At 72.6% G+C, this 23,084-nt stretch carries 18 protein-coding genes; 8 read left to right on the top strand and 10 right to left on the bottom strand.

All coding sequences use genetic code 11. The features are described from left to right. Nucleotides 1–34 precede the first annotated feature (34 nt). Both AC5WRT_RS11975 and AC5WRT_RS11980 read left to right on the top strand, forming a co-directional pair. Nucleotides 35–1,129 carry a baeRF3 domain-containing protein gene (locus AC5WRT_RS11975; protein WP_496093197.1) on the top strand — a complete coding sequence of 365 codons (1,095 nt, stop codon included), beginning with the start codon at nt 35–37 and terminating at the stop codon, nt 1,127–1,129. A 105-nt stretch (nt 1,130–1,234) separates the two neighbouring features. Next, complete coding sequence (locus AC5WRT_RS11980) at nt 1,235–2,269, top strand: Gfo/Idh/MocA family protein (RefSeq protein ID WP_496100208.1); 1,035 nt, start codon at nt 1,235–1,237, stop codon at nt 2,267–2,269. A 300-nt stretch (nt 2,270–2,569) separates the two neighbouring features. Here the strand turns inward: AC5WRT_RS11980 and AC5WRT_RS11985 are convergent, their stop codons facing one another. Continuing rightward, on the bottom strand, nt 2,570–2,986 hold the full coding sequence (locus tag AC5WRT_RS11985) for an SsgA family sporulation/cell division regulator (RefSeq protein ID WP_496093195.1): 417 nt from the start codon (nt 2,984–2,986) through the stop codon (nt 2,570–2,572). Nucleotides 2,987–3,331: 345 nt separating this feature from the next. On the opposite strand from AC5WRT_RS11985, the gene AC5WRT_RS11990 reads away from it, so the two are divergent. Then, entirely contained in the window at nt 3,332–4,741 is a 1,410-nt protein-coding gene (locus AC5WRT_RS11990; protein ID WP_496100209.1) for a PP2C family protein-serine/threonine phosphatase, read from the top strand. Between the two features lie 56 nt (nt 4,742–4,797). Here AC5WRT_RS11990 and AC5WRT_RS11995 read toward each other — a convergent pair whose 3' ends face one another. After that, nucleotides 4,798–6,288 (bottom strand): DNA-binding protein NsdB, encoded by a 1,491-nt coding sequence (locus AC5WRT_RS11995; protein ID WP_496093193.1) that lies wholly within the window; start codon nt 6,286–6,288, stop codon nt 4,798–4,800. 334 nt (nt 6,289–6,622) lie between these two features. On the opposite strand from AC5WRT_RS11995, the gene AC5WRT_RS12000 reads away from it, so the two are divergent. Beyond that, nucleotides 6,623–7,768 carry an aminoglycoside phosphotransferase family protein gene (locus tag AC5WRT_RS12000; protein ID WP_496093192.1) on the top strand — a complete coding sequence of 382 codons (1,146 nt, stop codon included), beginning with the start codon at nt 6,623–6,625 and terminating at the stop codon, nt 7,766–7,768. Between the two features lie 259 nt (nt 7,769–8,027). Then, nucleotides 8,028–9,998, top strand: a complete 1,971-nt coding sequence (locus AC5WRT_RS12005) for an N-acetylmuramoyl-L-alanine amidase (RefSeq protein ID WP_496093191.1) — start codon at nt 8,028–8,030, stop codon at nt 9,996–9,998. Nucleotides 9,999–10,010: 12 nt separating this feature from the next. Here AC5WRT_RS12005 and AC5WRT_RS12010 read toward each other — a convergent pair whose 3' ends face one another. From AC5WRT_RS12010 to AC5WRT_RS12040, 7 genes are all read right to left on the bottom strand, one after another. Next, nucleotides 10,011–10,508 carry a hypothetical protein gene (locus AC5WRT_RS12010; protein ID WP_496093190.1) on the bottom strand — a complete coding sequence of 166 codons (498 nt, stop codon included), beginning with the start codon at nt 10,506–10,508 and terminating at the stop codon, nt 10,011–10,013. 507 nt (nt 10,509–11,015) lie between these two features. Next, entirely contained in the window at nt 11,016–11,918 is a 903-nt protein-coding gene (locus AC5WRT_RS12015) for a universal stress protein (RefSeq protein ID WP_496093189.1), read from the bottom strand. A 182-nt stretch (nt 11,919–12,100) separates the two neighbouring features. Beyond that, nucleotides 12,101–12,343, bottom strand: a complete 243-nt coding sequence (locus AC5WRT_RS12020) for a DUF397 domain-containing protein (RefSeq protein WP_496093188.1) — start codon at nt 12,341–12,343, stop codon at nt 12,101–12,103. A gap of 82 nt (nt 12,344–12,425) precedes the next feature. Beyond that, a complete protein-coding gene (locus AC5WRT_RS12025) occupies nt 12,426–13,592 on the bottom strand; it encodes a thiolase family protein (protein ID WP_496100210.1) in 1,167 nt (388 codons plus the stop codon). Then, the gene (locus tag AC5WRT_RS12030; protein WP_496093186.1) at nt 13,589–14,635 is read right to left on the bottom strand and encodes a thiolase family protein; all 1,047 of its coding nucleotides are present in this window, start codon (nt 14,633–14,635) and stop codon (nt 13,589–13,591) included. Before AC5WRT_RS12030 ends, AC5WRT_RS12025 begins: the two co-directional genes overlap by 4 nt. After that, on the bottom strand, nt 14,635–15,576 hold the full coding sequence (locus AC5WRT_RS12035; protein ID WP_496093185.1) for a Zn-ribbon domain-containing OB-fold protein: 942 nt from the start codon (nt 15,574–15,576) through the stop codon (nt 14,635–14,637). Before AC5WRT_RS12035 ends, AC5WRT_RS12030 begins: the two co-directional genes overlap by 1 nt. A gap of 21 nt (nt 15,577–15,597) precedes the next feature. Then, a complete protein-coding gene (locus AC5WRT_RS12040; protein ID WP_496100211.1) occupies nt 15,598–16,398 on the bottom strand; it encodes a crotonase/enoyl-CoA hydratase family protein in 801 nt (266 codons plus the stop codon). 199 nt (nt 16,399–16,597) lie between these two features. On the opposite strand from AC5WRT_RS12040, the gene AC5WRT_RS12045 reads away from it, so the two are divergent. Together AC5WRT_RS12045 and AC5WRT_RS12050 are read left to right on the top strand one after the other, a co-directional pair. Continuing rightward, nucleotides 16,598–18,214 (top strand): acyl-CoA synthetase, encoded by a 1,617-nt coding sequence (locus AC5WRT_RS12045; RefSeq protein ID WP_496093183.1) that lies wholly within the window; start codon nt 16,598–16,600, stop codon nt 18,212–18,214. Nucleotides 18,215–18,520: 306 nt separating this feature from the next. Beyond that, a complete protein-coding gene (locus AC5WRT_RS12050; RefSeq protein ID WP_496093182.1) occupies nt 18,521–20,173 on the top strand; it encodes an alkaline phosphatase family protein in 1,653 nt (550 codons plus the stop codon). Between the two features lie 192 nt (nt 20,174–20,365). Here the strand turns inward: AC5WRT_RS12050 and AC5WRT_RS12055 are convergent, their stop codons facing one another. Beyond that, nucleotides 20,366–21,229: an alpha/beta fold hydrolase gene (locus tag AC5WRT_RS12055; protein ID WP_496093181.1), complete on the bottom strand. Its 864-nt coding sequence runs from the start codon at nt 21,227–21,229 to the stop codon at nt 20,366–20,368. 239 nt (nt 21,230–21,468) lie between these two features. Between AC5WRT_RS12055 and paaK the strand changes: the two genes are divergently transcribed. Next, entirely contained in the window at nt 21,469–22,773 is a 1,305-nt protein-coding gene (paaK, locus tag AC5WRT_RS12060; protein WP_496093180.1) for a phenylacetate--CoA ligase PaaK, read from the top strand. Nucleotides 22,774–23,084 lie beyond the last annotated feature (311 nt).

The following is a 23,084-nucleotide window of genomic DNA, read 5'->3' on the forward strand; positions in this document are numbered from 1 at the left end:
TGCCGTACCTGCGAATCCGACCTATCGTGCTGTCATGGAGCACGCACTGAGTCCCGCGACCCTCGCCGAGCTGCGTCGGCCCCGTCCGTATCCGGCGGTGTCCGTGCTGACCCCCACGCACCGCCGTGAACCAGACAACGGCCAGGATCCCGTCCGGCTGCGCAATGTCGTCACCGAGGCCCGCAGGCGCCTGGAGTCCGATCCCGCCGTCACCCGTGATCGACGCAACGAGGTGGTGGCGCAACTCGACCGGGCACTGACGGAGGTGGATCTGGCGCACGCCGAGGACGGCCTGGTGATCTTCGCCGCACCGGGCGAGCACCAGGTGTGGTCCCTGGCCCGTTCCGTGCCCGAGCGGGTGGTGCTCTCGGACACCTTCCTCACCCGCAACCTGGTCGCCGCCCAGGTCGCCGAGCGGCCCTTCTGGGTGCTGTCGGTCTCCGCGGACCGCGTCACCCTGTGGAGCGGCGGCGTGGACCGGGTGGTGGAGGACCACGCGGGCGGCTTCCCGCTGGAGCGCCGGCAGGAGAACTTCGACGCCGAGCGGCAGATGCGGATCGGCGACCTGCCCAGCACCTTCCGCGACGAAGGCACCCGGCAATTCCTGCGCGAGGCGGACACCGTCATGAGCACCGTCCTGCGCGAGCAGCCCCGGCCGCTGTACGTCACCGGCGAACAGGCGGCGCTGTCCCTGCTGGACGAGGCCGGCAGCGTCGCCAAGTGCGCCGTCCAGGTCCCGCGCGGCGGACTGGCGCACGCCGGTCCCGAGGCGGTGTGGCAGGCGCTGCGCCCGGTGCTGGAGGAGGAGGCCCGCAAGGGCGCCACAGCCGTGGTCGAGGAGCTGACCTCGGCGCGCGGACACCGGACCTACGCGGCCGGCCTCGACGAGCTGTGGCAGAGCGCCCGGGAGGGCCGGTTGCGGCTGCTCGCCGTGGAGGAGAACTACCGGGCGACCGTCAGCGACCTGGGCGACCACCTGGTCCCCGCCCTGTCCGGCGACCTGGACGCCCGCGAGGACATCGTGGACGAGATCGTCGAGCAGTGTCTGGAGACCGGCGCCGAGGTGCGCTTCGTGCCCGACGGCACGCTCGGCGACGCGAACGGGATCGCCGGGGTCCTGAGGTACTGAGGACCTGGCGCACGCGCCCGGCCCCGGCCCTCCCCGGCACCGCCCGGCGGCGCTCCCTGCCCGGCGTACGCTACGGCGTGATCGTCGGCGTAAGGGAGCGCACACATGGGTGACCTGCTGGGAGTGGCGGTGCTGGGTGCCGGGCACATGGGGGCCGACCACATACGACGCCTCGACCAAGTGGTCAGTGGAGCCAGGGTCGCGGCGGTGGCCGACCCCGACGCCGAGCGCGCCGAGCAGGCCGTGTCCGGCCTCGACGGCGTCACCGTGCACCCGGACCCCGTGGCCGCGCTCGACGCGCCCGGTGTCGACGCCGTACTGATCGCCTCCCCCGGCCCCGCCCACGAGGAGGCGCTGCTCGCCGCGTTCGCGCGGGGGCTGCCGGTGCTGTGCGAGAAGCCCATGGTGCCGGACTCCACCGGAGCGCTGCGGGTGGTGGAGGCCGAGGCACGGCTCGGCCGCCGGCTGGCGCAGATCGGCTTCATGCGCCGCTACGACGCCGAGTACCGCCGACTCAAGGCGCTGCTGGACGGCGGCACTCTGGGCCGGCCCCTGATGCTGCACTGCACCCACCGCAACGTCTCCTCCCCCGCCGGCTTCACCAGCGCCATGCTGATCAACAGCTCGGTCTCGCACGAGATCGACGCGGCCCGCTGGCTGTTCGGACAGGAGCTGACGGCCGTGACGGTACTGCGGCCCACACCGTCCGCGGGCGCCCCCGAGGGCCTGCTCGATCCGCAACTCGTCCTGTTCGAGACCGACGGGGGCGCCCTCGTCGACGTCGAGGTCTTCGTCAACTGCGGCTTCGGGTACCAGGTGCGCTGCGAGGCCGTGTGCGAGAAGGGCAGCGCGCGGATCGGCGAGGAGCACACCCTGGTGGTCACCACGGCGGGCAGCGCCCGCGAGGAGGTGGCGCAGGACTACCTCGTCCGCTTCGCCGACGCCTACGACCGCGAGGTACAGGCCTGGGTGGACGCCACCAGGCGCGGCGAGGTCACCGGCCCGGGCGTCTGGGACGGCTACGCCGCCTCCGTCGTCGCCGAGGCGGGGGTCCGGGCGCTGGAGACCGGCGGCCGGGTGGCTGTCGACCTCGCCCCGCGCCCGGGCCTGCACGGCACTCGCGCCGGGGTCGGCCGCTGACGCTCGCGGCGCCGGGATGCCCGGGGAACCGGCGCGACCGGGCCGCGTCGGAGCCGACGGTCGCCGTGAAGTCGTACCAGCCGTTCTGATGGGCGACGAGGTTGACGGACGGCGGGCTTGCCCGTGCCCGCTCGACCGCGTGACACCTACTCACCTCGGCCGCCTTGCCGCCCGGGTGGCGTCGCCCTTCAAGCGGCGCAGGAGCGGTTGGGCAGGCGTTCGGGTGGAGGGAGAAGCGGGCCGCGCGGGACAGTGGGGCGCCCCGGAGGTGAACAGGAGCCGAAGCCGCCCGGCGTCCTGTCAGACCCCGCCGAACAGGGTGCTCAGCCCCCGTTCCACCACCCCGGCCAGGTCCTCCTGACCGGCCGCCACGACCCCGTAGCTGCACAGCAGGAAACGGCGCAGCGCCGACGAGGGGAACTGCAGCAGGGCCAGGCCGTGGGGCGAGTGGAACTCCACGACCGTCCGGGTGCGGCCGTAGGGCCAGATCTGCACGTCCCCGTGGCCGGCCGGGGCCCGCAGCCCCTGGTCGAGCAGGGACCGCGCGAAGATCCAGGTGACCCCCTCGCCGTCCAGGGCGGCCTCGGCGGGGAAGTCCACGAAGACGGCCAGAGGGTCGTCGGTGGTGTAGCGCAGCGTGGCCGACACGGGGATCTCCTGGTCCTCGGCGGTGATGAGCCGGGCCTGGGCGAGTTGTGCGACGGTGATGGCATCCATGCCTTAATGGAGTCCGCACGGACGCCTCGCATGCCGCGAAATCCGGTCAGAGTTCGACGGGTACAAGACGGATCCCGTACACGGGAACACAGGAGCGACGAACATACGCGTGAGCGTCGGCGAAAAAGGGTCCCGGACAAGTCAACCGCCGTAGTTCATCTAAGACTTGACCTGCGGGGCGCGTACGGCGTTCGTGCGCGGAAACCGCTCCCGGAAGACTCTGGCATATGCCGAAAGCACCACCGTATCGTGTGTTGCCAAATCCCTTACGGGGCATCGCGGGCTGTGCGAGAGTCATAACGGTCCCCGTCCCCCCGGCCGTCTCGTTCCCCAACGGAGTGCGTCATGCCGTCACCGGTCTCCACGGACCGCCCAGCCGCCCAGCCACCCGGGCGCGGCTCGGTCGAGGCGTTGATAACGCAGACGCGGCGGCTCAAGGGCGACGTGGACGCCGTACGGCGGGACACCCCGAGCGACGGTACGGACCCGGAGGAACGCTGGCAGCGCGCCCTGTACGACCTCGCGCTGCACCACCTCGACGACCTGGACGCCCACCTGGCCCAGCTGAGGGACGGCCCGGCCGAGGCGCCCGCCGCCAGGCCCGCACCCGCCGGCGCCCCGCGCGGCTCGCTGCTCAGCCGCGTCGGCACCGCGGAGTGGAACCTGCTGACGGACGAGGCGACCTGGTCCGGTGAGCTGTACCGGATCCTCGGCCTGGACCCCGGCGCTCCCGCCCTCACCCTGGACGAACTGCCCTCCCTGGTCCTGGAGGAGGACCGGCCGCGGCTGACCGCGATGGTGACGGACTGTCTGGTCGACGGCAAACCCATCGACGGCGAGTTCCACGTCGTACGGCCCGACGGCTCGGTGCGGGCGGTGCACATGATGGGCGAACCGGTGCTCGGCGCCGACGGCGGCACGGCCTCGATGTGGGCCGTGCTCCGCGACGTCGGCGAACTGCGCCGCTGCCGGACGGCCGTGCGCGAGACCCGTGACTCGTTGCAGCGTCATCGCCGGCAGGAGCAGACCGAGCACCGGATCGCGGCCGAGTTGCAGGAAGCCGTGCTGCCACCACGGCGCGGCTCCGTGCGGCTCCCGCACCAGGGGCCGCGCACGCTCGACCTCGCCGCCCGCCGCCTCGCCGCGGCGACGAACGCACCGCTCGGCGGCGACTGGTACGACGCGCTGGAACTGTCCGACGGCGAGACCCTGCTCGGCGTCGGCGACCTCACCGGGCACGGGGTGGCCGTCGCCACCGGCATGGCGATGGTGCTCGGCGCCGTACGCGGCATGGCGCTGGCCGGCAGCCGGCCCGGCGAACTGCTCGGCGTGCTGAACCAGTTACTGAACGCCACCGTGCAGCCCGCCCTCGGCAGCGCAATCTGCTGCCGCTACCGGCCGGACACCCGCACCCTGGTCTGGGCGCAGGCAGGACACCCCGCCCCGCTGCTGTACCGCGACGGGACGGGGCGCGTGCTCGACGCACCGGCCGGTGTCCTGCTCGGCGCCACCGCGGGCGCCGTCTACGGGCAGGCCGAGGAACCCCTCCGGCCGGGCGACCTCCTGCTGCTGCACACCGACGGTCTGGTGCCGGGGCACAGCCCGGGCGCGGCCGTGGACCGCCTGCTCGGCCTGGCCCCGCGGTTCGGCGCGGCGCGCACCGCACAGGACTGCGTGCGGACGGTGGTCGAGGAGTTCGGCGGAACCGGTCGCGAGGACGACGCCTGTGTGCTCGTCGCCAAGGTCACCGCATGAAGTGAAACTGCGCGGCCCTTGTGGTGATCCGGCGGACATGACCCATGCCTGTACGCTCACGCCTGTGCGCTGTCGCCGCCCTTCCTCGGCTTGGGCAGGGCGAGCCGGATCTCCTCCCGCAGTTCGTGGATCTTCGGATAGCCGGCGTACTCCGCGGTCAGCCGGTACATCTGCCGGAGCCGGTCCCAGGTGCGACGGGAGGAGTTCGAGCCCATCGACATCAGGGCCAGCCGTGCGTAGCGGTCGGCCTGTTCGGGGTCGTCGGCGATGAAACAGGCCGAGGCCATGGACAGATGGTCGAAGATCTTCGACCGCTCCCGCCCGTCGACCCGCAGCGAGAGCGCCTTCTCGGCGTAGTACTGGGCGTGCGTGGCCGCGCTCGGATCGAACTCAGCCAGCGTGCGGTAGGCGAGCGCCTGCATGCCGTACAGATCCTCGTCCTTGAAGGTCTGCATCCAGGCCAGCGGTTCCCCGTCGCCCCGGTCGGCGACGAACATGTCCTCCGCCTGCCCGAGTGTGCGGCGCATCGCCTGGCCCTGGCCCATCGACGCCTGCGCCCAGGCCTCGATGGTGTGGAACATCGCCTTCGTCCGCGGCTGCAGCCGGTCGCCGGCGCCGGAGCGGGCGAGCTTCATCAGGTCCAACGCGTCGCCGGGGCGACCGAGGTGCACCATCTGCCGGGCCGCCCGTGAGAGGGCCTCACCGGCACGCGGCCGGTCACCGCCCTCACGGGCGGCATGGGCGGCGATGACGAAGTACTTCTGTGCCGTGGGCTCGAGGCCGACGTCGTGCGACATCCAGCCCGCGAGGACGGCGAGGTTGGCGGCGACGCCCCACAGGCGCCGCTGGAGATGGGGTGGGTGGTGGTAGGCGAGCATGCCGCCCACCTCGTTGAGCTGGCCCACGACCGCCTTGCGCTGAAGCCCGCCGCCACGGGCCGCGTCCCAGGCGCGGAACACCTCGACCGAGCGCTCCAGTTCCTCGATCTCCTGCGACCCGATGGGGGCGGCCTCGTAGCGGTCGAACCCAGCGGGGTCGGCGTGCAGGGGATCGTCCTGGACAGGGGCGTCGGCCTTCAGGGCCGGGTCGGTGTGCAACCAGTCGTACATGGCACTGCTGAGCGTGGATCCCGCGGCGAGCGCGGCGCCCGCGCCCACCAAGCCGCGTCGGTTGAGCATGAGGTCCATTCCCGTGAATTCGGTGAGGACCGCGGCGGTCCGTTCGGGCGCCCACGGCACGCCGTCGGGATGTTCCTCGATCCCGTCGCCCTGCCGTTTCCCCGTACGCCCGTGCCGCACCAGACCGAGGTCCTCGATGGTCACGACACGGCCGAGACGCTCGGTGAACAGGGCCGCCAGCACCCGTGGCACGGGATCGCGCGGGATCTCTCCCATGTCGATCCAGCGGCGGACCCGGGAGGTGTCGGTCGACAGCTGGGGGTGGCCCATGGCCGCCGCCTGCTTGTTGACCAGCCTCGCGAGTTCACCCTTGGACCAGCCGGCCAGGCCGAACAGGTCCGCCAGACGGGTGTTGGGTTGTCCGCTCACGCAAGCCCCCAGGTTCTCGGCTGAGTTGACACTAGCCCGGTGAAGGTTGCCGGGCGACTATTCGCCAGGGTTCGCCAGGGTCCGCCAGATGGTGTGCCACTGGGCATCGGGTGTCGAGTAGGAACGCGCCGTCCCGACCCGGTCGCCGCTCGGCCTCACCGAGCCCCGCGGGTGCATTCCCCAGGGTGCACCCGGGCGACCGGGCCGGGCCGGCGGATGCTCGCAGTGCATTGCGAACGGAGTACGGGCTCCCTCGAGCCCTCGCCCCGGGCATGTGCGCCGAGCACGCAGCACAGGCAGGCACCGCAGGCACACGAAGGGATCTGTACCTCCCATGTACGCAGCATCGTCCTCCGTGTCCGCCCCGCCCCGGCCGCTTCGCTCCCGCCCTGCGGGCGGCGGACCGTACCTGGACCCGGCGGCGCGTCCGGGCGGACCCGTGCCGGTCGCCGGCCGGCTCCGGCGGGTCCCGGGCCAGCCCGGCACCCAGCCGCTCAGCGGGCGACTGGACCTGTCCGGTCCCCAGGGTGCGCAGTTGCGCACCGCGATCGCCGCGGTGCACCGGATCTGCCCGGAGTTCACTCCGGCGCAGGTGCTGCGACGCAGCGGACGGTCCGTCCTCCTGGTCGGGACGGCGGGGCGGGGCACGGCCGTGGCCAAGTGTCTGCTGGACCACTCGCCCGCATGGGCCGAGCGGATCCGTCACGAAATAGCCGCATACCGCTCGTTCGTCCGGCACCGGCCCCCGGTCCGTGTGCCCCGGCTGATCGCGGCGGACCCGGACAACGGCACTCTGGTCATCGAGCGGGCACCGGGCCGCGTTGCGGCGCTGCAGCGCCACCCCCTGGAGGCGCCGCCCCGCGCGGACATCCGGGCCGCCCTCGGCGCGATCTGCCGGGTGAACGCCTGGCGGCCCCCGGCGGGCACCTTCGACATGCCGCTGGACTACGGCGCCCGGATCTCCCGGTACCACGAGCTGGGCCTGCTCACCGACCGGGACCTCGGCGACCTTCAGAAGCTGCTGCACGGCATCGCCCACGAGGTGGGCCGGCACGGCATGCTCCAGTTCTGTCACGGCGACGCCCTGCTGTCGAACGTCCTGCTGTCACCGGCCGGTCCAGTGCTGGTGGACTGGGAGCACGCGGGGTGGTATCTGCCGGGGTACGACCTGGCGACGCTGTGGCTGATCCTCGGGGACGCGCCCGTGGCCCGGCGGCAGATCAGCCAGATCGCCCAGTCGGCGGGCCCCGCTTCCCGGGACGCCTTCCTGGTGAACCTGATGCTGCTGCTGACTCGGGAGATCCGCACCTACGAGACGGCGGTGCAGCGTTCGATGCACGAGGTGACCCCGGCGGCACCGGGCACGGCCCACCCGGGTGCTGCGCCGTCCGGCGAGCAACAGCGGCTGCTCCTCAGGCGGCTGCACGACGACTGCCAGATGGCCCGCAGGGCCGTCCGAGCGGCGGTCGGCACTCGCTGACGGGGACGAAGGTCCGCGGTGCGCCGGAGCGGCGGCGCACCGCGGACCTTCGTACGTCCGGACCGGCCGTGGTCACTGGTGTATGCCAGTGACGCCGCGCAGGCCCGCGCACCGCCGTCGCGAAACTCGCCGAAAACCCTCCGTGACGTGGGAAATCACCTGTCCCGAGGCATCATTGACGGATCGTCGGCAAGCGGGTACCACTGACCCAGCTCGGCGCCAGACGCCCCGCCCCGCCCACCGGTCACAGGAGGCCGCATTGCGAGGTTCCGCCACCGATTCCCCGTCCACGCCCGGCCACAGACACCTCCGGCGAGCCGCCGTCCCGCTGGCCTCGGCGGCCCTGCTGCTGCCGCTGCTCGGTGCGGCCCCCGCGCAGAGCGCCGGCGACTCCTCCGCCGACCGGCTCCAGCACGCGTTCGCCGCGGCGGCGGCCGAGTACCACGTGCCGCAGAGCGTCCTGCTCGCCGTCTCCTACCTACAGTCCCGCTGGGACTGGCACGCCGGCGCGCCGAGCGTGACCGGCGGCTACGGTCCGATGCACCTCACGGACGCCCGCACCGCGATCGCCGCCACCGAGCACTACGCCGGGGGCACCGAGGACGCCCGCGGCGACGGCGAACGCGCCGCTGTGCACCCCGACATCAAGGTGCCCGCCGAGTCCGCGCTCCCCGCCCGTCTGAAGACGCTGCCGAAGGCGGCGGAGCTGACCGGCCTGACGGACGAACAGCTGCGCACCGACCCGGGCGCGAACGTGGCCGGCGGCGCCGCCCTGCTCGCCGCCGAGCAGAAGCGGCTGGGCGAGCCGCTGAGCGCCGACCCGGCCGACTGGTACGGAGCGGTGGCCCGCTTCTCCGGCGCCGACGACAGGGCGACCGCGGCCGCGTACGCCGACGACGTGTACGACGTCCTGCGCACCGGCGAGGAGCGCGTCACGGACGACGGTGAGCTGGTCGCGCTGGCCGCACAGCCGGGGCTGACCGCCGACACCGCCCAGTTGCAGAAGGCCGGGCTGGGCACGCTGCCCACGGACGGCGTGGAGTGCCCGAGATCGGTGTCCTGCGAGGCGCTCTGGGCGCCGTACGCGGAGTTCGGCGACGGCGACTACGGCAACCACGACCTCGGCGACCGTCCGGTGTCGCAGGCGATCAAGTACATCGTCGTCCATGACACCGAGGGCGCCTGGGACGGGGTGATGAACCTGATCCAGGACCCCACCTATGTGTCGTGGAACTACACCGTGCGCTCCACGGACGGTCTGATCGCCCAGCATGTGAAGGCGAAGGACGTGGCCTGGCACGCCGGCAACTGGGACGTCAACGCCCGGTCCATCGGCATCGAGCATGAAGGTTTCCTCGCCGACCCGGACGCCTGGTACACGGAGGCGATGTACCGTTCCTCCGCCCGGCTGGTGCGGTATCTGGCCGCCAAGTACGGCATCCCGCTGGACCGGCAGCACATCCTCGGTCACGACAACGTGCCCGGCCCGACCGCGTCCACGATCCCCGGCATGCACACGGACCCGGGCCCCTACTGGGACTGGCGGCACTACTTCCAACTGCTGGGCCACCCCTTCCGGCGCACCGCGGGCAGGTGGGGCGGGCTGGTGACGATCCTGCCGGACTACGCCGCGAACCAGCCCACTTACACGGGCTGCACGACGGCGGGCGAGCCGTGCACGGCGCACGGTTCCAGCGAGGTGCGGCTGTACTCGGACCACGACGTGAACGCGCCGCTGATCAAGGACGTCGGGCTGAAGAAGGACCCGACCACGGACGTGAACGACCTGTCCTCCCGGGTCTCCACCGGCCAGCAGTACGCGGTGGCGGACCACTGGGGCGACTGGACGGCGATCTGGTACCTGGGCCAGAAGGCCTGGTTCCAGAACCCGCGCTCTGCTCCGGCGGCGGTGCCCGCCGAGGGACTCGTGATCACGCCGAAGGACGGCCTGGCGAGCATCCCGGTGTACGGAAGGGCCTACCCGGAGAAGGAGGCGTACCCGGCGGGCGTGCCCGCGCAGTCGGTCGTCCCGCTGCCCTACACCATCCCGGCCGGACAGAAGTACGTGGTCGGTGACGAGGTGCCAGGCGAGTACTACTACTCGGTCACCTTCACCACCGACTCGCACCGGGTCGTGGTGGGCAAGGACCTGTACTACGAGATCCAGTACGGCCACCGGGTGGCCTTCGTCCGGGCGGCGGACGTGACCCTGGAGGGCTCGGCCGGATAGCCGGCGGGCGCCTCAGCCCTGCTGGAAAAGCTCCGCCGGGAGCGGCTTCAGCAGGGCGTACAGGTCGTCGGTGATGGGGCGGTCCCAAGCGGCGATGGTGACGAGGACGCCGTCGCTGCGGTCGAACTGGACGCAGGAGATCCGGGACTCGGACAGCTTCAGCCGCCGCACGATGAGGAGGTTGTCGCCCTGCAGGACCGGGGTGTCCTCGACGCCCACGACGGTGACCTCCTCCTCGTTCTCCAGCGCGAGCAGCAGCTGGCCGACCTCGAAGGGGATCTCGCCCTCGGCGACCTCGCGGGCCGGGGAGCCCTCGGGGAGATTGCCGATGATCATGGCAGGTCCGCGGCCGCCGAAGAGGTCGTAGCGCAGGAAGACCCCCTGGCAGGTGCCGTCGGGGGCGGGCAGGAGGCCCGCGCCGAGGTTGCCCGGCCAGTCACCCGGGTCCATGGCCAGCACGTCGAAGTCTGGTCCGGCAGGGGTTGCGCTGCGGCGGCGGAGGAACGACATGCGGCCATGGTACGTGGGCTGCGCGGGATGTGCGGAGCGGCTCCGCCGCAAGGGCCGGGCCGGGGCTGCCGGTGGGTTCGAGCGGCAGGCGGCCGGGTGCGTGACCGACGTCGCGTCGGGCGGCACGGTTCCGTGGGGCCGGCCGGCGGGAGGGCGTCCCCCCTGGTCCGGTGCTCCAGGCGCGCAGGCCGCGTGGACGGCGGGCGCAGACGTCGGAGTCGCGGCTGATCGACGGCCGCCTGCGACGCCGGCCACCTCTGCGCGGCCCGGCCCCGGCCGTCCACCGCGCCGTCGAACGGGTCACCCTCACCGGACGGACCGGGGTGCAGAAGGGGGCGCCGGCCTCGGTGGCGCCGTCGTGGCCGGGGCCAATGCGCTGGACGGGGTCCCCGGGTCCGCGGTCGTGTTCGTGCCGGTCGGCACCGGACGGATGGCGGCGCACCGTGCGCTCTGGCGGGTCCGGGCCACCGCGGGCGTGTCCGGGCCACCGCGGGCGTGTCCGGCCGCTCACTCCTCCGCCGGCAGCGGGGGCACCACCGCGACCGGACAGGCGGCGTGCAGCAGGACGGCCTGGGTGACCGAGCCCATCATGCGGGCCGGTGCGAGCAGGCGGCGCCGGTGCCGGCCGACGACGACCAGTTCGGCGTCCTTGGAGGCGGCGACGAGCCGGCCGGCCGCGTCGCCGGGCAGCGCCTCCGCGTCGGCCCGGACGTCGGGGTGCCGCTTGCGGTGCGAGGCGAGGAAGCCCTCGGCGAGGGCGCGGGTCTCGTCCTCGACGGCCGCCTGGTCGATCACGGGCGGCATGACCTGGCCGGGCGCGGTCCAGGTCTGTACCGGCCAGGGGTATGCGGCGATCACCTGGAGACGGGCGTCGCGCAGGGCGGCCTCGGTGAAGGCGAAGGCGAGGGTGGCGTCGTCGGGGCTGTCCGCGTGCAGACCGACGACCACCCGGGGGCCGGGCTCGGCAGGTCCTTCGCCATGTACCTCGCGGCCCGGCGGGGGAACGATGACCACCGGGCACTCCGCGTCCCGGGCGGCGGCGAAGCCGTTGGAGCCGAGCAGCAGGCTGGCGAAGCCGCCGCGGCCCCGGGAGCCGAGGACCAACAGCTGGGCGTCCGCACCCAGTTCGGGCAGCACGGCACCCGGTACGCCCTCCACGGCGACGTACTCGACCGCGGGCCCGGCGCCACGGTTCGCGAGCCGGGCCCGCACGTCGTCCAGGACGGGGTCGCCCTCCGCCTCGGGCGGCGCGGCGACCAGCACATCGGCCTGGCCCCAGGCGGCGTACTGCCGCACGTGCACCACGCGCAGGGGTGCGGCGCGGCGGCGGGCGGAGTCGAACGCCCACTCCAGCGCACGCAGACTGTCGTCCGAACCGTCGACCGCGGCGATGACCGGCGCAGTGCTCATCGTCCCTCACCTTCCGGAACACGACTTGTCCTTGCTGGGGTCAGCCTGACGCAGGCGTCTGCCCCAGTGGGTCCCTGCCGGTCGCGTGTCCGCAAATCCGCGCGGAACACCCCCGGTCCGGCTACCGGTGTCCGCGCGGCTCGTGTTCGGCGCCGGTGACGCCGCTCAGCCGCCGGTGCGGCTCACGTGAGGTCGAACTCCCCCTCCCGGGCTCCGGAGACGAAGGCTCCCCATTCAGCGGGCGTGAAGATCAGGGATGGGCTCTCCGGACGGCCGCTGTTGCGCATCGCGATGAAGCCCTCGACGAAGGCGATCTGGACATCGCCCAGTCCTCGGCTGCCGGACTGCCACTCGGCCTTGCTGAGATCCAGCTCCGGCTTGTCCCAGCCCGCGAGCGGGTGCTGCTGGATGGTGCTCTCGGCCACGTCCGTGCTCCTCCCGGTTCGTCGTCCGCGGGCCAGCCTAGCGACCGCTCACGATGCCCGACAGGCCACGTCGGAAGGACTTTCAGGACTGCGGCGGCTCCGCCCCCACGAGCCACATGGAGAAGAACTGCGAGCCGCCGCCGTACGCGTGCCCGAGGACCTTCCGGGCGCCGTCCACCTGGTGTTCTCCTGCCTGGCCGCGCACCTGGAGAGCGGCCTCGGCGAAGCGGATCATGCCGGAGGCGCCGATGGGGTTGGTGGACAGCACACCGCCGGACATGTTGACGGGCAGGTCGCCGTCGAGTCCGGTCGCCCCGGACTCGGTGAGCTTCCAGCCCTCGCCCTCGTCGGCGAAGCCGAGGTTCTCCAGCCACATGGGTTCGTACCAGGAGAACGGCACATAGATCTCGGCCGCGTCGATGTCCCGGCGCGGGTCGGTGATCCCGGCCTGCCGGTAGACGTCGGCGGCGCAGTCCCGGCCGGCCCGCGGGGAGACGAAGTCCTTGCCCGCGAACAGCGTGGGCTCGCTGCGCATGGCGCCACCCAGCATCCAGGCCGGCGGGCGCGGCGCGCGGGCAGCTCCGGCCCGGTCGGTGAGGACCATGGCACAGGCGCCGTCGGAGGAGGGGCAGGTCTCGGAGTAGCGGATGGGGTCCCACAGCATGGGGGAGGCCATCACCTTCTCCAGGGTGACGTCGTGCTCGTGGAGGTGCGCGCAGGGGTTCTTCAGGGCGTTGCGCCGGTCCTTGTACGCGACGAGCGCTCCGATGGTGTCGGGGGCTCCGCTGCGCCGCATGTAGGCCCGCACGTGCGGGGCGAAGAAGCCGCCGGCCCCGGCGAGGAGCGGCTGCTGGAAGGGGATCGGCAGGGACAGGCCCCACATGGCGTTCGACTCGGACTGCTTCTCGAAGGCGAGGGTGAGGACCGTGCCGTGGACGCGGGCGGCGATCAGGCAGGCGGCCACCAGGGCGGTGGAGCCGCCGACGGAGCCGGCGGTGTGCACTCGCAGCATGGGCTTGCCGACGGCGCCGAGGGCGTCGGCCAGGTACAGCTCGGGCATCATGACGCCCTCGAAGAAGTCGGGCGCCTTGCCCATGACGACGGCGTCGATGTCCGCCCAGGTCAGCTCGGCGTCCTCCAGGGCCCGCAGGGCGGCTTCGCGGACGAGTCCGGCGATCGAGACGTCCCGGCGGGCGGCCGCGTGCTCGGTCTGGCCGATGCCGGTGACGGCCACGGGCTCCTTGCTCATCGTGGATCCCCTTCGAGTACGGCGACCAGGTTCTGCTGCAGGCAGGGGCCGGATGTGGCGTGGGCGAGGGCGCGGTCGGACGACCCCCGGTGGATGCGCGCGGCGGCCTCGCCGATGCGGATGAGGCCCGCGGCCATGACGGGGTTGGCGGCCAGCGCCCCGCCGGACGGGTTGACCCGGACGTCGTCACCGAGGCGGAGTGCCCTGCGCAGGATGATCTCCTGCGAGGTGAACGGCGCGTGCAACTCCGCGGTGTCGACAGGCCGTTCGAAGGCCCCGGCCTTCTCGGCGGCGAGCCGGGCGGACGGCGAGTCGGTGAGATCGCGCACGCCCAGGCCGTGCGCCTCGATGCGGTGGTCGATGCCGCGGATCCAGGCGGGCCGTGCGCACAGCTCACGGGCCCGCTCGCCCGCCGCGAGGATCACGGCGGCGGCGCCGTCGGACACGGGCGGGCAGTCGCCGGTGCGCAGCGGCCGTACGACGTGGTCGCCGTGCGGGATCCGCCCCTTGAGCTGGGCGTGCGGGTTGGCTTCCGCATCGGCCCGGCTGCGGGTGCCGACGGCGGCGAGCGCCGGTTCGTCGGCGTGACCGGCGTCGATGAGGGCCTGGGCCTGGAGGGCGGCGAGGGCGATGGAGTCGGGCCACAGGGGGGCGACGTAGTACGGGTCGAGCTGGCGGGTGAGCACGTCCCGCACCGAGCCGGGCGAGCACTTGCCGTAGGAGTACACGAGCGCGGTGTCGGCGTCGCCGGTGAGCAGCTTGGCCCAGGCCTCGTACAGGGCCCAGGCGCCGTCGGTCTCGACGTGCGACTCGGAGATCGGCGGCCAGGCGCCGACGCCGTCGAGGGCGAGGGTGAACGAGAAGGCGCGGCCGGCGAGGTAGTCGCTGGAGCCGGAGCAGGTGAAGCCGATGTCGGCGGTCTTCAGCCCGGTCTGCGTCAGCACCTCGTGCAGGACCGGCATGAGCATCTCGACCTCGGAGGACTCCTCGGTGGAGCGCCGGTGGTCGGTCTGGGCGAAGGCGACGACCGCGATCTCCCGCATCACAGCAGCTCCTTGTAGGTGTCGTAGTCGGCGTCGGGTTCGCCGGTGGGCCGGTAGTGGTCGGGGTAGCGCGCGCCCTCGGTCCACACCGGCTCCACACGCAGGCCCATGCGCACCTGGTCGTAGGGGATGCCGCCGATCCGGGCGTGCAGGGCGAGGTCGGCGCCGTCGAGGGCGATGTGCGCGTAGACGTAGGGCACCTCGATGTCGAGGTTCTTCGCCTTGATGTTGACGATGCAGAAGGTGGTGACCGTGCCGCGCGGGCCTGCTTCGACCTGTTCCGCCGTGGCCACGCCACAGGTGGGGCACGCGCCCCTCGGCGGGACGTAGACCTTGCGGCAGGACGGGCAGCGTTCGCCGACGGTCCGCTGCCGGGAGAGGGCGTGGATGTAGGCGGACTGGGCGCGGCCGGGTGAGTAGGTGTAGTCGAGGCGGGCCGGGGTGACGATCCCGGTGAGCGGGTTCTCGAACTCTCCCGGGTGGCCGCCCGGTGCAACCGGTTCTCCGTCGTACGGCTCGAAGCAGGCGATGTCGGTGACGGCACCGGTGCGTTCCGCGGCCCAGCGGACGCGGACCCGCATGCCGGTGTGCACGGCGTCGGGTCCGGGGACGTCGAGGACGTGCAGCAGCGCGGTGTCGGCGCCGTCGAGCCGGACCAGCACCCAGGCGAAGGGGGTGGCGAGCGGCTGACCGCGGCGCGGCTCGGCGTTCCACGCCCAGGTGGTGACCGTGCCCGTGGGGGCGACCTCCACCAGTTCGCGGAGTTCCTCGGCGGTGCCGGGGTCGTACTCGACGGGCGGCACGAGGGTGCGCCCGTCGACGGTTCGCACGCCGAGGACGACGCGTTCGCGCAGGCCGGTGAGGAAGGCGCTCTGGACGGGGCCGAGGGAGCGGGTGAAGGGGAACTCGACGACGAGGGGGGCTTTGAGGACTTCGGGCATCCTGGGGACTCCTTCGGCGGTTCAGGCTCGCTTGTAGACGGGGGGCCGTTTCTCCGCAAAGGCGCGGGCACCCTCCTTGGCGTCGGCGGTGTCGAAGAGCGGCCGTCCGCGGGCGAGTTCGGCGGCGAGGCCGTCGGTCTCGGTCATCTCGGCGGTCTCGTACACCGACGCCTTGACGGCCTCGACGGCGAGCGGACCGCAGCCGTTGATCCGCTCGGCGATCTCCAGGGCCTTGCCGAGGGCGGTGCCGTCGGGGACGACATGACCGACGAGTCCGATGTCCGCGGCCTCCCGGGCGCTGTAGGGCCGACCGGTGAGCAGCATCTCCAGGGCATGGGTGCGCGGGATCTGGCGTTGCAGCCGGACGGTGGAGCCGCCGATCGGGAACAGCCCGCGCCTGACCTCGAACAGGCCGAACGTCGCGGACCGGCCCGCGACCCGGATGTCGGTGCCCTGGAGGATCTCGGTGCCGCCCGCCACGCAGTACCCCTCGACCGCGGCGATGACCGGTTTGCGGGGGCGGTGGTGGCGCAGCATCGCCTTCCAGTGCAGGTCGGGGTCGGCCGTGAGCCGGTGGCGGTACTGCTCGCCCTGCATGCCGTCGCCGGCCAGCGCCTTGAGGTCCATTCCGGCGCAGAAGGAGCCGCCCGCCCCGGTGAGCACGATCGAGCGGACGTCGTCGGCGGCGTCGGCCTCCAGCCAGCCGTCGTACAGGCCGACGAGCATGGGAAGCGAGAGCGCGTTCCTGACATCGGGCCGGTTGAGCGTGAGCACCACAGTGGCACCCTCGCGCCGCACGGTGAGGTGTTCCGTCCCGCCCATGGGCCATCTCCCCTCGGTGAGAACGAGAACAGGTTGCAGGAGGCGGGAAGGCACTTCAAGGGAGCTTCCAAGGTTTTCTGACAATCAGTCAGATTGGTCCGGCGGGGCCCCTTCACAGTTGCGGTGGGCTTTGCTCTGATGACCGGCGAGCGAACCGGTGCGCCGTTGTTCGCCAGGACTGCCGGGGTCAGGAGGAGCGGTGGAGTACAACCTTGCCGACCTGTTCGAGTCGGTCGTCGACGTGGTCCCGGACCGCGAGGCGCTCGTCTACGTCGACCACCCCGGCACCGGTGCGGAGCGGCGCCTGACCTATGCGGAGCTGGACGCGGCCGCCAACCGCGTCGCCCACCATCTCCTCGACAGCGGGATACGGCCCGGCGAACACCTCGGCCTCCACCTGTACAACGGTGTCGAGTACCTGCAGACGGTGCTGGCCTGCCTGAAGGCGCGCATCGTCCCGGTGAACGTCAATTACCGGTACGTGGCCGAGGAGTTGGTGTACCTCTACCGGGACGCCGATCTGGTCGCACTGGTCTTCGACACGGAGTTCGCCGGCCGGGTGGCCGCGGCGCTGCCGAGGGCGCCGAAGCTGCGCCATCTGCTGCGGGTGGGGCCCGAGGCGGCAGAGGTGCCAGGGGCGGCGCCCTTCCCCGAGGCGGAGGCCTCCGGCTCACCGGCGCGCGGTTTCCCGGCCCGGTCCGGAGACGACCGGTTCATCATCTTCACCGGCGGTACGACCGGGATGCCCAAGGGCGTGATGTGGCGCCAGGAGGACCTGTTCTTCGCGGGGCTGGGCGGCGGAGCGCCGACCGGGGAGCCGGTGAGGACGCCGCAGGAGCTGGCGGAGCGGGTGGCGGCCGGTGGCGACGGCATCACCTTCTTCCCCACCCCCCCGTTGATGCACGGCACCTCGACGCTCACCGCGTTCATCGGCTTCAACTTCGGCCAACGCGTCGTACTGCACCGCAGGTTCGTGCCGGAAGAGGTGCTCCGCACCGTCGAGAAGGAGCGGGTCACCAGCATCTCGCTGGTCGGCGACGCCATGCTCCGGCCGCTGATCGACGCGTTGAGCGGACCGCTCAAGGGCACCGACTGCTCGGCCCTGTTCAGCGTGTCCTCGTCCGGCGCGATCATGTCCGAGACGGTGCGCCGGCAGTTCGGCGAGCTGGTCCCGCACGCTCTGCTGCTGAACAACTTCGGGTCCTCCGAGTCCGGATTCAACGGCACGGCGACCGAGGACTCGGGACCGGAGCGTGGCTTCCGTCTGCGGGTCAACTCCCGTACCCGCGTGGTGGATCCGGCGACACACGAGCCGGTCGCCACGGGCGGGACCGGCCGGCTCGCCCAGTGCGGGCACGTCCCGCTCGGCTACTACAACGACCCGCGGAAAACCGCCGAGACGTTCTTCGAGAAGGACGGGCAGCGCTGGGTCCTGCTCGGCGACATGGCCACGGTCGACGAGGACGGCGTGGTCACGGTGCTCGGCCGGGGCTCGCAGTGCATCAACACCGGGGGCGAGAAGGTCTATCCCGAGGAGGTCGAGCAGGCGCTCAAGGCGCACCCGGACGTGTACGACGCCCTGGTCGCCGGGGTCCCGGACGCCACCTGGGGCAGTCATGTGGCGGCCGTGGTGCAGGTGCGCGCCGGGGCGCCGCACCCTTCGCTGGCCGACATCCAGAACCACTGCCGCACCCGGCTGGCCGGCTACAAGATCCCCCGCCAGCTGGTGATCACCGACTCCATCCGGCGCTCCCCGAGCGGCAAGGCCGACTACCGGTGGGCACGGGAGGTGGCGGTGGCGGCCGACCGGCGGTAGTCCCCGGACGCCTCGCCCTCACCACTCCGTAGGACTACTCCCTGCGCACGATCGACATCAGTCGACTACGGTGGGTGACCGTCGGTCGGACGAGTGGTGCCGGTCCCGACCCTCCGCACCGGCACCGGGTCACGCAGGGAAGGAATCCGGGTGTCTCACCACACGCCTAGTCATCTGCGGGGGAACACGGACGACCGGGCGAACACCGGGTCGACGGGACCGGGGAGCGGCGCCGGGCCGAGCGGCGCGCGGGGGCCGGCCGGCGCGTCCGGCTCGGTCGGCTGGGCCGCCCGTGTCGTGCGGGAAGTGGCTGCCAAGGTCCGCCCGCCCGGCCGGCGGGCACGCTTGGCACGGGGGGTGGCGGTGGGGTCGGCCGTCGTCGCCGTCGCGCTGCTGCTCGCCGCGCTGCTGCTGCCGGACCAGCCCGACCGTCTCGGGCCGGCCGCGTTCCTGCGGCTGCCGGCCGAGGGCATCCTGCTCGCCGCCGTACTGCTGGTGGTGCCGCGGCGGGCGAGGCGGTCCGGGGCGGTGGCCATCGGCGTGCCGATCGGGCTGGTCACGCTCGTCAAGTGCCTGGACATCGGCTTCTATTCGGTGCTGTACCGCCCCTTCGACCTGGTGCTGGACTGGGGCCTGCTGGGCAACGCCGCGGACTACGTGCGGGACACCTCGGGCCGCACGGGCGAGCTGACCGCCGTCGTCGGTGCCGTGTGTCTCGCGGCCGCCGTCCTCGCCCTCACCGTGGCCGCCACCGTCCGGCTGAGCACGGTTCTCGACCGGCACCGCGCGCGGTCCGTCCGCGTCGTCCTGCTGCTGGGCACCGCCTGGGTCACCTGCGTCGTGTTCGGTCTGCGGACGGGCGCCGGTCCCGTCGCCTCGACGCTCGACGCCGGGCTCCTCGGCCGGCGCGCCACACAGGTCCGCGTCTCCCTCGCGGACGCCCGGCTCTTCCGGCGTCAGGCCTCCCACGACGCGTTCGCCCACACGCCGCCCGCCCGGTTGCTGACCGCCCTGCGCGGCAAGGACGTGCTGTTCACGTTCGTCGAGAGCTACGGCCGTTCGGCGATCGAGGACCCGGCGACGGGCCCGCGGATCCAGAAGGTCCTCAAGGAGAGCGGCGACGCCCTCAAGTCCGCCGGGTTCCGGGCGCGCAGCGGCTGGCTGCGCTCGCCGGTGACCGGTGGCGGCAGCTGGCTCGCCCACTCGACCTTCCTGTCCGGCCTGTGGATCAGCAACCAGCAGCGGTTCCGCACCCTGACCTCCAGCGACCGGACCACCCTCACGGGCGCCTTCCGCAGAACCGGTGCCTGGCGCACGGTCGGCGTCGTGCCGGGGGTGCTGGTGGCGTGGCCGGAGGGCCGGTTCTTCGGCCTGGACCACGTCTACGACGGCCATCACCTCGACTATCGCGGCCCGGGCTTCGGCTGGTCGCAGGTGCCGGACCAGTTCACCTTGCAGACCTTCCAGCGGCGGGAGTTCGGGAAGGCGGGCCGGGGTCCGCTCATGGCGGAGATCATCCTCACCTCCAGCCACTATCCCTGGGCGCCCGTGCCCCGCATGGTCGACTGGGCGACGCTGGGCGACGGCTCGGTGTTCCGGCGGATCAGGAGCGAGGGCACGTCCCAGGAGGAGGTCTGGAAGAGCACCGAGAGCGTGCGCAGCGCATACTGCACGTCCATCGAGTACTCGCTCAGCAGCTTGGTCGGATTCCTGCACCGCTACGGCAACCGGAACACCGTGCTGGTCTTCCTGGGCGACCATCAGCCCGTGCCGACCGTCACCGGGAACAGCCCGCGCAAGGACGTGCCCGTCACCCTCGTCGCCCGTGATCCCGAGGTGCTCGACCGGATCTCCGGTTGGGGCTGGACGGAGGGCCTGAAGCCCGCGCCGAACGCACCCATCTGGGCGATGGACCGCTTCCGCGACAGGTTCCTGGCGGCGTTCGGGCCGCGGCCGTAACCCTCGGTCGCTCAGCGGTCGAGGAACTCCCGCACCACCGCGAGGAACTCCTCCGGACGGGTTCGCGCACCAGGTGCCCCGCGTCCACGGTCACCGGCGAGGCACCCGGGATCAGACCCGCGAGCTGCGCCACCTGGTCCTGCGGGACGGGACTGGTGAGCCCTGGCCGGGCGGTCTCTCCGGGGCCATCTGCTATGCCGAGGGCAGAGCGGCGCCCACCGGTCGGCCGAGGAAGGCGAGGACGCGCCTCACGAACCACTCGGGGTCGTCCAGCCAGGGGTAGTGGGCGGCTCCGGGCTGGACGGTGACCTCGGCGTTCGGGAAGGCCTCGGCGGCTCGGCGGGCGAGGGCCGGGCGGGGTCCGCCGTCGAGTTCCCCGGCGTGGACGAGCACCGGCGCCGTCAGCCCGGCGAGTGCGGCCCGGGTCGCGTCCGGTGCGAAGGCGCCGTCGGCGAAGTACCGCTCCCCCGCCTCCTCGTTGGTCTGCTCCGCGTCGGCGGCCGCGTGCGCCTCGGCGGTGTCGTCCCAGCGGCCGTAGAAGAACGGCAGGAACACGTCGTCGAAGTCGGACTCGCCCGCCAGCCAGGCCCGGAAGGCGGGGAACGCCTCCGCGAACCACGGCTCGTCGCCACGCAGCCGGGCCGCGGCCAGCCGGTCCTCGGGGGTCGCCCGCAGGCCCAGGGGGGCGGGGTTGGGCGTGACCAGCAGCAGCCGCCGGATCCGCTGTGGGTGGCGGGCCGCGTAGAGCACGGCGAGGGCCGCGCCCGCCGAGTGGGCGAGCAGATCCATGTGCTCCAGACCCATGTGCGCACGCCACAGCTCCACGTCGGCGACCATGCGGTCGCAGCGGTACGCCGCCGGGTCCGTCGGCCGCCCGGAGTCACCGGTGCCCCGCAGGTCCAGCAGGGCCAGGCGACGGTGAGCGGTCAGCCCGCCGAGGTCATTGAGGTAGGCGGAGGCGCGCATGGGCCCGCCGGGCAGGACGACGAGGGGGTCGCCGTCGCCGCGCAGGTGATAGGCGAGCCGGGTGCCGTCGAGCGTGGTGAAGGTCGGCATGGCCGTGATCATGACGCTCCGCACCGGACCGGCGCAACGGTTGGCGGTGCCGGGCCGGACGGACCGGGTGACGGCGTCTTCCCGCCGTGCCCCCACGCTCCCGTTCCCCGTCACGCCCGGCGCGGAAAAAATCTTCGTCGCCCTCTTGCCCGGGGCCGCTCGGCCTGAATTACTGACGCCGAACGGACTCGACCGAATGATCGGTCGCCCGGAAGGGGAGTGTGGGAGGAGACGACTCGATGGCGGATGCGACAGACCTGCTGGACGCGGGCGAACGGCTCGGGCACGAGGAGCTGCGCGAGCTTCAGCTGGAGCGGCTGCGCGCCTCACTGCGGCACGCCTACGACAACGTGCCGTTCTACCGGGAGTCCTTCGACAAGGCCGGCATCCGCCCCGAGGACTGCCGTTCCCTCGCCGATCTGGCCCAGTTCCCCTTCACCACCAAGGCCGACCTCAGGGAGAACTACCCCTACGGCATGTTCGCCGTGCCGCGCGAGCAGATCCGCCGGCTGCACGCCTCCAGCGGCACCACCGGACGCCCCACGGTGGTCGGATACACGGACAACGATCTTTCCATGTGGGCCGACATGGTGGCACGGTCGATCCGCGCGGCCGGCGGGCGGCCCGGCGACATCGTGCACGTGGCGTACGGCTATGGGCTCTTCACCGGCGGCCTGGGCGCCCACTACGGCGCCGAACGCCTGGGGTGTACGGTCGTCCCGGCCTCCGGGGGCATGACGGCCCGGCAGGTGCAGCTGCTCCAGGATCTCCGGCCGACCGTCATCATGGTCACCCCCTCCTACATGCTCACGCTGTTGGACGAGTTCGAGCGGCAGGGCGTGGACCCGCGCGGCACCTCGCTGCGCGTGGGTGTCTTCGGGGCGGAGCCCTGGACCGAGCAGATGCGGCGCGAGATCGAGGAGCGGTTCGCGATCGACGCGGTCGACATCTACGGACTCTCCGAGGTGATCGGCCCGGGTGTGGCGCAGGAGTGCCTGGAGACGAAGGACGGGCTGACCGTCTGGGAGGACCACTTCTACCCGGAGGTGATCGACCCGATCACGGGCGAGGTGCTGCCGGAGGGCGAGCGGGGCGAGCTGGTCTTCACCTCCCTGACCAAGGAGGCCATGCCGATCGTCCGGTACCGCACCCGTGACCTGACCCGGCTGCTGCCCGGCACGGCACGGGTGTTCCGGCGCATGGAGAAGATCACCGGGCGCAGCGACGACATGGTGATCCTGCGCGGGGTCAACCTGTTCCCGACCCAGATCGAGGAGATCGTGCTGCGCACGCCCGGTGTGGCACCCCACTTCCAGCTCCGGCTGACCCGGGAGAGCCGCCTGGACCGCCTGACGGTCCGGGCCGAGGCGCGCCCGGACGCGGGCCCGGAGGTCCGGGACCTGGCGGCCCGAAGGATCGCCGCGGCCGTGAAGGACGGGATCGGGGTGTCCGTCGACGTGGAGATCGTGGAGCCGGAGTCGCTGGAGCGGTCGGTCGGCAAGATCCGCCGAATCGTGGACCTGCGGTCACGGGCTACCGGGTGAGCCGGGCCGGGACGGCCGGAGCCGCACCGGCCACCAGGTGCCGGGGCGGTCATATCGACGTACCGCGAAACGTCGTGGCCGCCCTGTACTCCCAACCCATGACGGACAGCGCCCCCGCCCCGGATCCGGCTCTCGTCAACGCGCTGCGGGCGCTGTCCAATCCGATACGGCTGCAGATGCTGCGCTGGCTGCGCGAGCCCGAGCGGCACTTCCCGATCGCCGATCCGGCCGAGGTGGGTGTGTGCGTGAGCCACATCCAGGCCAGGGCGGGCCTGGCCCAGTCGACCGTGCAGGCCTATATGGCCGAACTC

The sequence above is a fragment of the Streptomyces sp. NTD91 genome (genome assembly GCF_059510455.1).